This window comes from Streptomyces sp. SS8 (genome assembly GCF_054072955.1).
In genome coordinates this window covers 37,831-51,820 of sequence record NZ_JBSVCZ010000027.1, presented here as the reverse complement: position 1 = coordinate 51,820, position 13,990 = coordinate 37,831, and the positions used below count along the sequence as shown (strand labels likewise).

The 13,990-nt window shown below is 74.7% G+C and carries 12 protein-coding genes; 5 read left to right on the top strand and 7 right to left on the bottom strand.

The features are described 5' to 3' along the window. The first annotated feature begins 54 nt into the window (after nt 1-54). Nucleotides 55-3,642: a type I restriction endonuclease subunit R gene (locus ACW69E_RS22970; protein WP_457500172.1), complete on the top strand. Its 3,588-nt coding sequence runs from the start codon at nt 55-57 to the stop codon at nt 3,640-3,642. A gap of 31 nt (nt 3,643-3,673) precedes the next feature. Beyond that, a complete protein-coding gene (locus ACW69E_RS22965) occupies nt 3,674-4,417 on the top strand; it encodes a M48 family metallopeptidase (RefSeq protein ID WP_457500171.1) in 744 nt (247 codons plus the stop codon). Between the two features lie 43 nt (nt 4,418-4,460). Here ACW69E_RS22965 and ACW69E_RS22960 read toward each other — a convergent pair whose 3' ends face one another. The 6 genes from ACW69E_RS22960 to ACW69E_RS22935 form a co-directional block, all read right to left on the bottom strand. After that, a complete protein-coding gene (locus tag ACW69E_RS22960; RefSeq protein WP_457500170.1) occupies nt 4,461-5,009 on the bottom strand; it encodes an MOSC domain-containing protein in 549 nt (182 codons plus the stop codon). Between the two features lie 55 nt (nt 5,010-5,064). Continuing rightward, the gene (locus ACW69E_RS22955) at nt 5,065-5,265 is read right to left on the bottom strand and encodes a DUF397 domain-containing protein (protein WP_457500169.1); all 201 of its coding nucleotides are present in this window, start codon (nt 5,263-5,265) and stop codon (nt 5,065-5,067) included. Nucleotides 5,266-5,276: 11 nt separating this feature from the next. After that, on the bottom strand, nt 5,277-5,546 hold the full coding sequence (locus ACW69E_RS22950; RefSeq protein WP_457500210.1) for a Scr1 family TA system antitoxin-like transcriptional regulator: 270 nt from the start codon (nt 5,544-5,546) through the stop codon (nt 5,277-5,279). Nucleotides 5,547-5,632: 86 nt separating this feature from the next. Further along, nucleotides 5,633-6,511: an SDR family oxidoreductase gene (locus tag ACW69E_RS22945; RefSeq protein ID WP_457500209.1), complete on the bottom strand. Its 879-nt coding sequence runs from the start codon at nt 6,509-6,511 to the stop codon at nt 5,633-5,635. Nucleotides 6,512-6,876: 365 nt separating this feature from the next. Beyond that, nucleotides 6,877-7,953, bottom strand: a complete 1,077-nt coding sequence (locus ACW69E_RS22940; protein WP_457500168.1) for a polyprenyl synthetase family protein — start codon at nt 7,951-7,953, stop codon at nt 6,877-6,879. After that, complete coding sequence (locus ACW69E_RS22935; protein ID WP_457500167.1) at nt 7,950-9,008, bottom strand: tetratricopeptide repeat protein; 1,059 nt, start codon at nt 9,006-9,008, stop codon at nt 7,950-7,952. The genes ACW69E_RS22940 and ACW69E_RS22935 overlap by 4 nt, the downstream gene beginning before the upstream one ends. Before the next feature lie 275 nt (nt 9,009-9,283). On the opposite strand from ACW69E_RS22935, the gene ACW69E_RS22930 reads away from it, so the two are divergent. Further along, on the top strand, nt 9,284-10,129 hold the full coding sequence (locus tag ACW69E_RS22930; RefSeq protein ID WP_457500166.1) for a class I SAM-dependent methyltransferase: 846 nt from the start codon (nt 9,284-9,286) through the stop codon (nt 10,127-10,129). A gap of 28 nt (nt 10,130-10,157) precedes the next feature. Here ACW69E_RS22930 and ACW69E_RS22925 read toward each other — a convergent pair whose 3' ends face one another. After that, nucleotides 10,158-12,059, bottom strand: a complete 1,902-nt coding sequence (locus ACW69E_RS22925; protein ID WP_457500208.1) for an NAD-binding protein — start codon at nt 12,057-12,059, stop codon at nt 10,158-10,160. Nucleotides 12,060-12,265: 206 nt separating this feature from the next. On the opposite strand from ACW69E_RS22925, the gene ACW69E_RS22920 reads away from it, so the two are divergent. Further along, entirely contained in the window at nt 12,266-12,955 is a 690-nt protein-coding gene (locus ACW69E_RS22920; RefSeq protein ID WP_457500165.1) for an SDR family oxidoreductase, read from the top strand. Further along, nucleotides 12,952-13,977: a methionine synthase gene (locus tag ACW69E_RS22915; protein ID WP_457500164.1), complete on the top strand. Its 1,026-nt coding sequence runs from the start codon at nt 12,952-12,954 to the stop codon at nt 13,975-13,977. Before ACW69E_RS22920 ends, ACW69E_RS22915 begins: the two co-directional genes overlap by 4 nt. Nucleotides 13,978-13,990 lie beyond the last annotated feature (13 nt).

Genomic DNA, 13,990 nt, shown 5'->3' with positions numbered 1-13,990 from the left:
GGCGCCCGCCCCGCGCGGCAGGCGCGGTGAGGAACGGTGACGGGGAGACCGTTGGTGGGACAGCCGGAGTACGAGTACGTCGAGCGGCCATTAATCGAACAGCTCAAGGCGATGGGGTGGCAGCACCTCCGGGGCGCCCCGCCCGGCTCGCCCGAGTCCGGCCGGGACGGCTACGCCGACGCCGTCCTCGCCGGCCGATTCCGCGAGGCCGTACGCCGCATCAACCTCACCGACGACGGCCGCCCCTGGCTGACCCCTGAGCAGCTGGACCGCGTCCTGGCCATCGTGCTCGGCACCGCGCCCGGCCACACCGGCCGCGACGGCGTGGCCGGGAACCTCGCCGTCACCGAACTGCTCCGCAAGGGGATCGAATCCCGCTTCCTGCCCGGCTGGCGCAGGGACGAGGGGTTGCCCGAGCACGTCCGCCTGGTCGACTGGAATGGCGAGACCGAGGGCGGCAACGACTTCCTGGCCGTCTCGCAGTTGCGGATCGACCGGCGAGGCGGTTCGGGCCCGGAGTACGGCGTGCCCGACCTGGTGCTCTTCGTCAACGGCCTGCCGTGGGTGGTCATCGAGTGCAAGGCGCCCGGTCCCCTGGCGCTGGACCTCGCCGTCGAGCAGGTCATCGGGTACGCGGGTGCCTCCGCGTCCACCGCCGTGCCCGAGTTGGTCCGCTTCGCGCAGTTGCTCGTGGCCACCGACCGGGAGGGCGCCGAGGTCGGAACCGTCACCGCCGGGCCCGAGCACTTCGCCCCCTGGCGCACCGTCGAACCCGCCACCGAGGCACAGGTCAGGACCGAGGTCGGCAAACCGGAGACGGCCGGGGAGGACAAGCGTCCCCTGACCGCGCAGGAGGTGCTGGTGGCGGGCGCGCTGCGCCCCGCCCACCTGCTGGACCTGGTACGTGACTTCACCGCCCAGGCCGGGCACGGGACCCGAACCGTCAAGCTGGTCGCCCGCTACCAGCAGTTCCGCGCCGTACAGAAGCTGGCCCGCGGGCTCGCGAGGCGCAAGGCGACCGTGGACGCCGGGCGCGAGGCGGGGCACCGGGCCGGGGTGGTCTGGCACACGCAGGGCTCCGGCAAGAGCCTGACCATGGCGTTCCTGGTGCGCCGGCTGCGCAGCGACCCGGTCCTGCGCGGCCACAAGGTCGTGGTGGTCACCGACCGCATCGACCTGGAGAAGCAGATCACCGGCAGCCTCACCGGGGCGAGCGGCGACGACGTCCACCGCGCGTCCAGCGTCCGGGAGGCCCGCCGCTACCTCGCCGTGGACGTGCCCGACCTCACCCTGGTGACGATCCAGAAGGCGCGCAGGGACGAGGACGCGGACGACGGCGAGGAGGAGAAGCTCGCCGAGACCCCGGAGGAGAGCCGGGTCCACAACCGCGTCGCCAACCCCGGTCACGACATCGTCGTCCTGGTCGACGAGGCCCACCGCTCCCACCGCAGCTGGCAGCACGCCCGGCTGCGCGCCATGCTGCCCAACGCCGCCGTCGTCGGCTTCACCGGCACTCCCATCGTCAGCGGAGCGGTCAAGAAGTCCGAGGAGATCTTCGGGACCTTCGCCGACATCTACACCCTGCGGGACGCCGAGCGGGACGGCGCGGTGGTGCCGGTGCGCTACGAGGCGCACCACGTGCCGCTGGAGGTCGTGGAGAAGGCGCTCCTGGACGCCGACTTCGACGGCGAGGTGCCCTCCGATCCCGAGCAGCGCGAGCGGGTGCTGCGGCGCTTCGCCCGCCGCAAGGAGGTTCTGGAGGCCCCGAGCGTCATCGAGGCCAAGGCCGAGCACATCATGTGGCACTGGGCGAGGACCGCCCTGCCCGACCGGCTCGGCGCGCAGGTCGTCGCGGTCTCCCGGCTCGCCGCCGTCCGCTACCGCCGGGCCCTGCTGATCGCCCGAGACCGGTTGTTGGAACGGCTCGCCGCCATCGACTCGGACGTGGCCCACGACCCGATGGCCCATGAGCGAGCCGACGCGGAGCAGCGCGCACTGCTCGACCTGCTCCCGCACCGGCACGTCCTGGCGGAGATCGACGCGGCCGTGGTGATCTCCGAGACGGCGAAGACCAGGGATCCTGAGGAATGGGGGCGCTGGACGTCCAAGTCCCGCCACCAGGAGTACATCCGGAACTTCACGCAGGGCATCGCCGCTGCCGTCGGCACCGCCCCGGACCCCAGTTGGGAGGCGGACACCCACGGGGCGCCCGAGCCGGGACCGGACGGTGACAGCGGCACGGCCACCGGCGAAGCCTGGCACCAGGAAGGGCAGAAGGAAGGCCCCGCCGACGGCGGGGAGCGGCAGGCGCCGGAGGAGGACTCCGAGGCGCTGGGACCGCTGGCCTTCCTGGTGGTCAAGGCGATGCTGCTCACCGGCTTCGACGCTCCGGTGGAACAGGTCCTCTACCTCGACCGGGCCGTCTCCGGCGTCGAACTGCTCCAGGCCATCGCCCGCACCAACCGCCCGTACCCCGACAAGCAGTGGGGACAGGTGGTCGACTACGTCGGCATCGGCCGGGAGCTGGGCAGGGCGCTGGGCGAGTACGACCGTGAGCACCTGCGCCGGGTCTACGGCTACGAGGAGGCGCCCAGCGCCGAGCACCTGCGCGAGGACTACGAGGGCGAGCAGCCCACCGCCGAGCAGCAGCCCTGGCGCAAGACGGACGCCGCGGCCGACGACCTGCTCAGGGAACTCTCCGCCGGGGTGCGGGAACTCCTGGACGAGCGGGGCATCGGCTCGCTGGACGACGAGCGGCAGCGCGAGGACCTGCTGGCCGCGCTGGAGGACCCGCTGCTGCGGGCCCGGTTCGACGAGCGCGTGAGGGACTTCCTGGCCGCGCTCAACGCCGTACTGCCCCGGCCGCAGGCCCTCGCCTACGAGGACCTGGCACGGCGGCTCGGCGAGGTCCAGTACCTGGCCCGGCGCCGCTACCTCGACGGGCACGACCGGTTCAGCCCGCGCCGCTACGGCGCCAAGGTGCGGCAGCTCATCTCGCGGCACCTGCGGGTGACCGGCATCGAGGAGCGCATCCCGCCGGTGGAGATCACCGACCCCGTCTTCCTGGAGCGGGTCCGGGCGAACCGCGACCCGCGCGCCCGGGTGTCGTACCTGAGGAGTTCGCTGGAACTGCACATCACCGCGCGGCTGCGTTCCGACCCGGTGGTCTACGGGCGGTTCAGCGAGCGGCTGGAGCAGATCGTCCGCTCCATGAACGAGGACTTCGAGCAGGCAGCCTCGGCGATGGCCGACCTGGTGGACGAGGTCGTCCGGGCCGGCGAGGCCGAGGGCGAGGACGACGGCACCGGCCTGGATCCCTGGGCGGAGCAGCCGGTCCACCGGCTGCTGAAGCAGGCGCTGGAGGAGGGCGGGCAGGCACCGGCGCCGCCCGGTGCGGACCTGGTGGCGGCGACGCGGAACCTGACGGTGGAGATCGCCGGGATGGTCCGTCCGCCGCAGTTCGCGACGCTTCCGCTGGCACAGGACAAGGTGCGCAGGAGGCTGCGGCGTCTCCTGGAGGAGCACATGGCGATGGACTGGGACGCCACCGGAACGCTCGCCGGGAAACTGCTGGACGTCGCCCGTGAACGGCGTGAGGACTTCCTGCGGTACGGGCGGCGCCACGAGCAGGGCGACGGCTGAGCCTGTCACCGCCGGGTGGTACGAATGACCGGTGAGTAACGTCGTCCGGCGAGCGATCGGGGCACTGCCCGTACCCCGGGAGTGGACCTGGCGGGTCGAGGTGCGCCCGCGCCGCCGGACACTGGGCATCGAGGTCGCCCCGGACGGGAGCGTGCTCTTCGCCGTCCCCGAGGGCGCCGATCCGCAGGCCGTGGCGGAGGCCGTACGGAGCCGGCTGCCGCGCCTGGCCCACGAGGTCAGGAGGCGGCGGGCCCGGCCGGGGGAGCCGGTCAAGGAGTTGATCGGGGGAACGGGCTTCTCCTACCTCGGCCGCCGCCACCGGCTGCGGACGGTCGATCCGCCGGAGGGAGAAACCCGGCCGGAGGTGCGGCTGCGGCAGGGCTGGCTTGAGCTGCCCACTCCCGCGGATGACCGGGAGGGCGCGCGGCTGATCGCGGCCTGGTACACCGCGCGGGGCGCCCGCTGGCTGGCGGCGCGGACACCGCCGCTGGCCACCAGGGTCGGGGTCGTTCCTGCCGGGGTGGAGGTGGACGACCTGGGGCCGCGCTGGGGCTCGTGCGGGCCCCATGACGTGATCACCGTGCACTGGGCCGTCATGCAACTGCCCCCGGACCTGATCGATTTGGTACTCGTCCACGAACTCGTCCACCTGGAGGTGCCCGGTCACGGCACCGAGTTCCGCAGGCGGGTACGGCTCGCCCTTCCGGATGCCGACGAGCGGGAGCGGCGGTTCGAGGCCGAGGAACCCCTGCTGTGGCGGGGAGCGGTGAGGTAGTCGACCACTGCGGAATGGGTTGAGTGGGTCGACGGGACGAGCCTTAGACCGTCTTCAGCGGGTGGTGCGGCTCGGCGGGGAGTTCGACCCCGATCGTGTCTCCGGGGCGGACCACGCCGCCCGTCCGCACGACGCCCATGATCCCGGCCTTGCGCACCACGTTGCCGTCCTCGTCGCGGCCCACGACCCGCTTGAGCAGGCCCCGCTGGAAGCTGTCGATCTGGGGGCACGGATTGCGCAGGCCGGTGACCTCCACGACCGCCTCCGCGCCGATGCGCAGCAGCGTGCCGGTGGGCAGGCCGAGCAGGTCGACGCCGCGGGCGGTGACGTTCTCGCCCAGTTCACCGGGCTTCACGGTGAAGCCCGCCTCGCCGACCTCGGCGAACAGTTCCTCGTGGATGAGGTGGACCTGACGCAGGTTCGGCTGGGTGGGGTCCTTGGCGACGCGGGAGCGGTGCCTGACCGTCCGTCCGGCGTGCGCGTCCCCCTCCACCCCGAGCCCGGCGAGCAGTGTGACGCTCTCCCGGCCGGCCTTGCTGAACGAGTGCTCACCGCTGCTGCTGACCGCGACCACGGTCCCTGTCCCGCTCATGAAGCGGCCCCCTTCGCCGGTGGCGTGTCCCGCCGGGAGCCTAGCTCAGGCGGCTCTACGGGAGTAGGTGGTCGAAGGCCCCGGCCTTCGCACCCCGCAGGAGGGCGCGGAAGGCGGCGCGGTCGGTGGTGAGGACGCGGCCGGGGTCGGTGCTCTCGCGGACGGCTATGCCGTCACCGTCGTCGGCGGCCACCTCCACGCAGTTGTTGCCGCCGCCGCCGGAGAACGAGGACTTCTGCCAGGAGGGTTCGGACACCGCTGTTCCTCTCACACGTCACGGGCGATCGAGTGGATGAAATCCCGTGATTCGGCCGGAGGCAAGGAGCGCTGCCCGATCAGTCGCAACAGCGTCCGGTAGTTGGCCAGCGGTGTGGGGGAGTCGATGAAGACGGGACCGAACTCGGAGTCGAGCTGCACGGTGTCCAGCCGGGGGACGGGGCCCTCCGCGTACAGGACGGACTGGTCCGCTCCGGGGAAGCCGCCGACGTGGAAGGGGATCACCGTGAGGGTGACGTTGTCCCGTTCGCCTGCTTCGATCAGGCTGCTCTGGGGCGGGCCCCCGCACCCGTCCGATCTGGTGCCCGCCGCCTGACGGGGGGCGACTGCGTCCGGCGGGCGGCGGGTCAGCTCCCGAGGAGAGCGGCGAGGGTGTCGCGCAGCGGGGTGGTGGGGCGGCCGATGAGGCGTGAGAGGTCGCCGGGGGTGTCGCCGAGGTCGCCCGCGGCGATGGCGGCGTCGGTCCCGGCGAGGAACCGGGCCGTCCCCTCGGGCAGCCCGGCGCCGGTGAGCGCCTTGGCGTATCCGTCCGCCGACAGGTCGCGGTAGACGACCTCGGTGCCGGTCAGATCGGTGAGGACGGCGGCGAAGTCGGCCATGGTCCAGGCGGTGTCGCCGGACAGCTCGTACACGGCGTCCGTGTGGGCCCCGCCGCCGTCGGTTCCCTCGTCGGCCAGGACGGCGGCGGCCGCCGCCGCGTAGTCGGCGCGGGAGGCGGACGCGATCCGGCCGTCTCCGGCGGCCCCGGCGATCACCCGGGTCTTCAGTCCCTGGCGGGCGGCCTGCTCGTAGTTCTCGGTGTACCAGCCGTTGCGCAGCAGGCAGTGGGGCAGACCGGAGTCGCGCAGGTACTCCTCGGTCTCGCGGTGCTCGGGCGCCACGGGGACGGTGGTGGTGTCGGCGTGCAGGACGCTGGTGTAGGCCATCAGCTCCGCCCCGGCCTCCCCGGCGGCGTCGATGACGGCCCGGTGCTGCGGGACGCGGCGGCCGACCTCGCTGCCGGAGACCAGCAGCACCCGCCGGGCGTCCTCGAACGCGGCGGCCAGGGTGGCGGGCCGGTCGTAGTCGGCCTCACGGACGTCCACGCCCCGCCGGGCGAGGTCGGCGGCCTTCTTGGGCGAGCGCACGGCTGCGACGACCCGGGACGCGGGCACCCCGCGCTCCAGGAGGGCCTCGACGGTGAGACGGCCGAGCTGTCCGGCGGCTCCGGTGACGACGATCATGATCTGCTTCCTTGCCGGGGGAGAGGGCCTGGTACGGCCGGGTACCACGGAGTCCGGAGGGCCATGTCCTCCTCCGGCGGCCGAGCGGACGCCGGCGTCCCGGAGGCCCGGCGGGCGGGGCGTCCTTCCCGGCCGCGGCGTCTGCTCGGCCGCCGTCACCGTGCCGTCCGTCGAGCGGCCCCTTTCCGCCCGGCGCCGATGCCCCGCCGGGAGCCCGACCCGGCCCACCGGCGGGGCGCAGGGTCGCGACCGTCCGGCACCCGCGGGTACGCCACCGGTTCCGGCGACTCGCGCGCCCCGCGCTCGCGGTCCGGCGCCGGCAGCCGTCCGGGGCGGGGCGGGAGCGGACGGGGCCGCACCCGTGCGGGTCACACCGTGCGGTCCAGCAGGAGGGCCGACAGGGCCCGCAGCTCGCCCAGCGGGTGCGGTGCCAGCGGGACCGACTCCAGGCAGGCGTGCGCCTCGGCGGCGAGGCGGCGGGCCTCGGCCAGCGCGGCCGTGCGGCCGCCCGCCTCCTCGGCCAGTTCCGCCGCCCGGCGGGCATCTCCGGGCCCGAGGGCACCCGGGGCTTCCAGGAGGCCGGCGAGGCGGCGGGCGGCCGGTCCGCCCGGAGCGTCCCCGGCGGTGCTCAGTGCGGCCAGCACCGGCAGGGTCTTCTTGCGGCGCAGCAGGTCGGCGTGGACGGGCTTGCCCGTGACCAGGGGGTCGCCCCAGATGCCCAGGACGTCGTCCGTGATCTGGAAGGCGGTGCCCAGGCGCCGTCCCGCCCGGTCCAGGGCGGCCACGGTTCCCCCGGGCGCTCCGGCCAGCAGCGCTCCCAGCGCGAGGGCGGCGCCCAGCAGGGACCCGGTCTTGCGCTCGGCCATCACCCGGTACTCGCCGGGCGGCACCGAGCCGGGGCCCCGCCACGGGCGAGACTCGAACAGCAGGTCGTCGGACTGGCCGCGGACCAGGTCGGTCAGGGCAGCGGCCAGCCGTTTGACCGCGGCCGGCCCGCGTGCGCCGGGCGCGCCCGCCAGCGTCTCCACCGCGAGGGCGAACAGGGCGTCGCCCGCCAGCACCGCCGGGCCGGTGCCGTACGCCTTCCACACCGCGGGACGGCCCCGCCGGACCGCGTCGCCGTCCATGACGTCGTCGTGCAGCAGGGAGAAGGTGTGCACCAGCTCCACCGCCACCGCACCCGCCACCGCACCCGCCGAGCCCGGCGTGCCCGCGGCCTCGGCCCCGAGCACGGCCAGCGCCGGGCGCAGCCCCTTGCCCGGGGCACCGGCGACGGGCGCGCCGCCCACCCCGCACCAGCCCAGGGAGTAGGCGGCCATCTCCGCGGGCCAGGGGTGCAGCCGCTCCACGGCGGCCGCCAGCGCGGGCGTGACCAGCCGCCGGCAGCGCTCCAGGACAGCCCGGGCGTCCGGGGGCGCGGGAGCCGTCCGGGCAGCCGCCGTCACTGCCCGGCCTCCGGCGCCGCGGCCCCGGGTGCCTCGATGCCCAGCTCCTCGTGGGCGGCCAGCACCATGCGCCGGGAGTGCCGCAGCCCGATCCGCTCCAGGTCGCGAGCGAGCCCGGCCAGGTCGGCGGCCGTCCGCGCGCGGTCGCGGCCCAGCCGGGCCAGGGACTTGACCAGCCCCAGCCGCGCGAGCGCGGTGCCGCGCGGCTCGTCCATCTCGCGGAACTCCGCCAGGGCCAGCCGGTACAGGTCGCGGGCCTCGGTGTAGCGGGCGGCGCGGTACAGGACGTTGCCGCGCATCTTGTGGTTGTAGGCCAGCGCGCCGGACAGGCTCATCTCCCGGCAGGCCGCCTCCGCCTCGTCCAGCAGCTCCAGGGCGCGGCCGGCGTCCCCGTCGCGCGCGGAGACGATGTCGGCCATGCCGCGCAGGGCCCAGGCGCGCCCCCGCCGGTCGTCGGCCCCGAGGGCTATCTCCGCCGCCTCCGCGAACATCGCGTACGCCGAGTCGTAGGAGCCGTTGTTGCGGTGCATCTGCGCGATGCCCTCCAGTGCCCACACCGTGTGCCGCGCCTCGCCCCGTCTGCGGGCCTCGGCCAGGAGCTGCTCGTGCAGCGCGCCCACGGCCTCGTAGTCGCCCTGAATGCGGCCGGTCTCCGCCAGGCCCGCCAGCGAGTAGCCGCGTACCACGACATCCCCGCTCCGCTCGCCGAGTTCGGCCGCCAGGGCGAGGAGGCGCCGGGCGAGGGCCAGTGCGCCGCGCTGCCGGGCCAGGGTGCCGCCGCTCCACAGCGCCCAGGCCATGGCGGAGGTGTCCCCGGCCCGGCGGGCGGTGCGGTAGCTCGCCTTCCAGGCGCGGTCGGCCTCGGCGGTGTTGCCCAGTCTGCGGTGCGCCTCGGCGACCGCCAGTCCCGAGCGCGCCGCCTCGGCGGACGAGCCCTCCCGCTGCGCGGCCCTCAGCCGTTCGGTGCCCGCCGCCAGCACGTCCTCCAGGGACGAGTTCACCGACAGCGCGGCCAGGGCGCCCTGGTACTCGGGGGCGAACGCCTTGCCGTACATGATGCTTTCCCTCCCACCGCCGGAGAGGGTCTGACGCCCCGCCCCGCGGCTGTATGCAATGTGTGTATACGTTGAGTGTATACACGGTGTGTATAGCGCGGTGGACCCACTGCCGGGAACCCCCGGCTTCCGGAACACCGGGCAGGTCACCCCTGTACGGACCAGGACGCGTACGGGGCTCGGCGGGTTGAGCGCCGACCGCGCGCGGTGCGCGCACGGGGCGTCCGGTGGATACTGACGCCACCGGCCCGACCCCGAGCTAAGCGGAGGTCCCCATGGGAACCAGGACCCCATCCGACTCCAGGCTCTCCCGGAACCGCGCCACCCTCGCCCACAAGGTGCGCTACGCGATCGGCCATCCCGAACGCGTCCCCGCCCATCTGCGCCGGGCCGCCCGGGACGCCTGGCTGCGGGCGAAGTACCGCGACGACCACATCGGGTACTACCGGGCCGTGATGGCCTCCGACGCCGCCCGCAGCCCGGAGGCGGCGGTCGGCGGCAGGGCGTCGTACGAGCGGTGGCTGGCCATCGGGCGGATGCAGTTCGACTATCTGCTGGAGCACGGGCTGAGGCCGGACGACCGGATGCTGGAGATCGGCTGCGGCAACCTGCGGGCGGGCCGGCTGTTCATCGACCACCTCGACCCCGGCCACTACTACGGGATCGACATATCGCCCCACATACTGATCGAGGCCAAGCGGACCGTCGTGCGCCACGGGCTCCAGGACAAGCTGCCCCATCTGGCGATCGCCGACGACCTGACCTTCGACTTCCTGCCCGAGGGGCACTTCACGGTCGTCCACGCCCACAGCGTGTTCTCCCACTCGCCGCTGGACGTCGTCGACCAGTGCCTGGAGAACGTGGGGCGGATCCTCGCCCCGGGCGGCTTCTTCGACTTCACCTTCGACCGCACCGAGGGCCGCGAGCACCATGTGCTGCGCGAGGACTTCTACTACCGCACCGAGACGCTGACCGACCTCGCGGCCAGCCACGGCCTGACGGCGCGTCTCATGGACGACTGGGAGCGGCTCCCGCACGGCCAGTCCAAGATCCGCGTCACCCGGCCGGCGCCCGACCGGGCGGCGGCGGGCGGGCCGGAACCGGAGCGCAGCCCGGTGTAGCCCGCGCCGGGGCGGACGGCGGCGCGGTTCACGGCGCGGGGGCCGGGCTCCCCGCTCCCGCTCCCGTGCCGCCGGCGCCGTTCGCGCCACCGGTGTCCGCCCCGCGAGGGTCCTCGCCCGAGAGCAGGACGCCCAGGCCCTCGCGGGTGGCGGCCACCACCACGCGGTCGCCCGCCGTCAGCACGTAGCCGTCGTGCAGCCGCCAGGCGAGGTCGCCGGTGAGGGTGTAGGTGCGGGCGCCGGAGGTGAGGGAGCCCAGGTCGGCGCGGCGACGGTCGGGCGGGGCTGTGTCCAGGGCCAGGATCCGCCAGGAGCCGGGGCGGAACGCCTCGCCGACGGTGCGGCCCTCCAGCAGCCGGTTGCCCTCCACCGAGACCGCGGCGAAGACCAGCACCCGGCGGCCCACGGGGATGGCGCCCAGCACCTGCCGGCCCATCATGGCTCCGGCGAAGGCCGGCGCCGCCAGGGCCGAGACGCTGCGGCTGCGGGTCTGCGCGCCGGGGTAGGTGTCGCGCAGCGTGCGGTAGACGGTGGCGGCGAACTCGTCGTCGAACAGGCGCATCACCACCCGCAGGTCGGGGTTGACCTGGCGGGCGTAGAGCGTGGCCTCCAGATTGGTGCCGCTGTCGCTGGTCAGCGCCAGCAGGGCGCGGCTGCGCGCTATCCCCGCCTCCTCCAGCACCCCGTCCTCGGTGACGTCCGCGATCAGGGTCGGCACCCGGCGCGCGCGGGCGGTGGCGATGCCGCGGGCCTCGTCGTCGCGCTCGATGCACACCACGGGGATGCCCAGTTCCAGCAGCTGGTCCAGCACACGGGTGCCGACCTTGCCCAGGCCCAGCAGGACGACGTGCTTCTCGATGCCGCGCGGCGGGGGCGGCAGGGTGGCGGCCCGGCGGAAGGTGCCGTAGCTCTCCAGCACGACGGCGAACATCAGCGGCAGCAGCGCGGTGCCCGCCAGCCCGCCCAGCAGTTGCAGGACCTGTTCCCCGGTGCTGCCCTCCAGTTCGGGCTCGTTGATGGACATCACGTTGAGCAGGGTGATGTAGGCGGCGTGCAGCGGCGTCTCGCGGGTGACGTACCAGTTCGCGGCGGCGAGCAGGACGACCACCGCGGTGAGGCCGAGCAGGGCGGCCCGCAGCTTCCGGGAGAAGAAGCTGCCCACCGGCAGTCTCGGCACCCGGGGGGCCGGGGCGCCGGCCCGGTCGGGACGGCGGGTGATCGCCTCCAGGACGACGGTGCCGCGCTCGTCGGGCAGGCCCTCCAGCTCGCGCGGGTCGGGCAGCAGCACGGGGCCGTCGTGGTCCTCGGGGTCGGTGTAGACGTCGCCCTCGTCGGAGTCCGGGGCGTCGGGCAGCAGGGCCAGGGTGCACAGCGGGTCGCGGCGGCCCGCGGTGCCCACGGTGCGCTCCTTGGCCCGCAGCAGCAGCCCGCCGGCGTGTATGACCTTGCTGGTGCCGACCACGGCCGCCGCCACCATGGAGGGGGCGGCGGTGTCGGCGTCGGACAGGACGGTGGTGGAGGCGTCCACGGCCCGCTGGTTCAGGCCGGGGACGCGGGCGGCGATGGTCCGGTCGAGCAGGTCCTCCAGATAGCGGCCCAGCGTCCGGTTGAACATCCGGATGACCAGGCGCAGTTCGGGGTTGATGCGGCGGGCGCGCAGCGCGGTGTGGATGTTGAGCTGGTCGTCGCCGGAGGTCAGGGCCAGCGCGGCGGCGTGCTCGATGCCCGCCTCCCGCAGCGCCTCGTCGTCGGGTATCTGGGCCTCCACCGCCCGTACGTCCAGGTGCCGGTCGCCGACCAGCGCGGCGATCTGCGGGCCCTGGTCACCACCGCGCAGCGAGGGCAGGACGACGGTGACCTTCTGTCCGTAGACGGAGGCGAGTTCGCGTACCAGCCGCTGCGACAGGGAGTTGTCGCCGCACACGACCATGTGGCCGGAGTGCCCGCCGCCGCCCTGCCGCGGGCCGCCCTGCGGAGGGACGGCGGGGACGGGGACGGCGGCGTGGGCGGGCGCGGAGGGCTCCGGCCGAGGGGGCTGCGGTACGGGAGCGGCCATGAGGCCCCATTCGATCACGCCCGCCGCGGTGGACGGCACCATTCCCGCCACCGGGGACGGCGGATGGGACGATGTCGCGCATGGGAACGCATGTGATCACCGGGGCGGGCTCCGGCATCGGGGCCGAGATCGCCGAGCGCCTGCGGGAGCGGGGCGAGGAGTTGTGGCTGCTGGCGCGGAACGCCGGCCGCGCCAGGGAACTGACCGAGCGCTTCCCCGGCGCCCGCACCCTCGTCGGCGACCTGGCCGAGCCCGAGAGGCTGTCGTGGGCGCTGTCCCACCAGGAACTGCCGGAGCGGGTGGACTCGCTGCTGCACGTCGCCGGGGTGGTGGACCTGGGGAAGGTCGGGGAGCTGACGCCGAAGGTCTGGAACGCCACCCTGGCGGTCAACCTCGTCGGCCCCGCCGAGCTGACCCGGCTGCTGCTGTCGCAGATCCGCCTGGCGCACGGCCACGTGGTCTTCGTCAACTCCGGAGCGGGACTGAACGCCAACGCCGACTGGGGCGCGTACGCCGCCAGCAAGCACGGGCTGAAGGCGCTCGCCGACTCGCTGCGCGCGGAGGAGGGCGGCGCCGGGGTGCGGGTGACCTCCGTCTACCCGGGGCGCACCGCCACGCCCATGCAGGCCAAGGTGCACCGGCAGGAGGGCAGGGAGTACGACCCGGCGCGCTGGATCCCCCCGTCCGCGGTGGCGACCGCCGTCCTGACCGCCCTCGACCTGCCCGCGGGCTCGGAGATCACCGACCTGAGGGTGAGGCCGTCGGCGTGAGGGAGCACGTGTGGGGCGAGGGGGCCGCGACCGGCGTCGGGTCGATGCCCGGCACCGACGCCCGGGAGGCGGCCAGGACCGTCACCGGCAGCCTGGAGCACTTCCCGTACCTGCCGGAGCTGCCCGCGCGCGGGCCCGGCGCGGACATGATCGGGCGGACGGCCGGGATGCTGGTGGAGCTGTACGCCCGCCTGGAGCCCAGCGGGTGGCGGGTCGGCGACGCGCCCGGGCGCGACACCCGGCGGGCCCGGTCCTGGCTGGGGGAGGACCTGGACGCGCTGGAGGAGTTCACCCAGGGCTACGCCGGGGCGCTGAAGGTCTCGGCCGTCGGGCCGTGGACGCTGGCGGCGTCGCTGGAGCGCCGCGGCGGCGAGGCGATGCTCGGCGACGCGGGCGCCTGCCGCTATCTGGCCGAATCCCTGGCCGAAGGCCTGCGCGTCCATCTCGCCGAGGTGCGGCGCAGGGTGCCGGGGGCCCGGCTCGTCCTCCAGCTCGACGAGCCGTCGCTGACGGCCGTGCTGCTGGGCAGGGTGTCCACAGCCAGCGGCTACCGCACCCATCCGGCCGTGGACCGCGGCGTGGCCGAGGGGGCGCTGCGGCAGGTGGTCGGGGCGGCCCGGGAGGCGGTGGAGGGGACTTCCGTGGTGGTGCACTCCTGCGCTCCGGGGGTGCCCTTCGGGCTGCTGCGCCGGGCGGGCGCGGACGGGATCTCCTTCGACCTCTCGCTGCTCACCGAGCGTGACGACGAGGCGGTCGGGGAGGCGGTCGAGGCGGGCACCGCGCTGTTCGCCGGGGCCGTCCCGGCGGTGGAGCCGGACTCGAGGGCACTGTCAGACCCTGCCGGTAGCGTCATGGGTGTCAGGACGCTGTGGCGCAGGCTCGGGCTGTCTCCGAAGCTGCTGGCGCGGTCGGTGGTCGTCACGCCCGCCTGCGGTCTGGCCGGCGCCTCGCCGGCCTACGCGCGGGCCGCGCTCGCGCACTGTGTCCGGGCCGCACGCTCGCTCGTAAACGACCCAGAGTAACGGGAGGCTTGGA

Excerpts from the sequence above, each read along its gene's own strand:
- ACW69E_RS22960 (WP_457500170.1), bottom strand. The coding sequence starts at position 5,009 with ATGAGCGGGACAGGGACCGTGGTCGCGGTCAGCAGCAGCGGTGAGCAC.
- ACW69E_RS22935 (WP_457500167.1), bottom strand. The coding sequence starts at position 9,008 with ATGTACGGCAAGGCGTTCGCCCCCGAGTACCAGGGCGCCCTGGCCGCG.
- ACW69E_RS22930 (WP_457500166.1), top strand. The coding sequence starts at position 9,284 with ATGGGAACCAGGACCCCATCCGACTCCAGGCTCTCCCGGAACCGCGCC.
- ACW69E_RS22925 (WP_457500208.1), bottom strand. The coding sequence starts at position 12,059 with ATGGTCGTGTGCGGCGACAACTCCCTGTCGCAGCGGCTGGTACGCGAA.
- ACW69E_RS22920 (WP_457500165.1), top strand. The coding sequence starts at position 12,266 with ATGGGAACGCATGTGATCACCGGGGCGGGCTCCGGCATCGGGGCCGAG.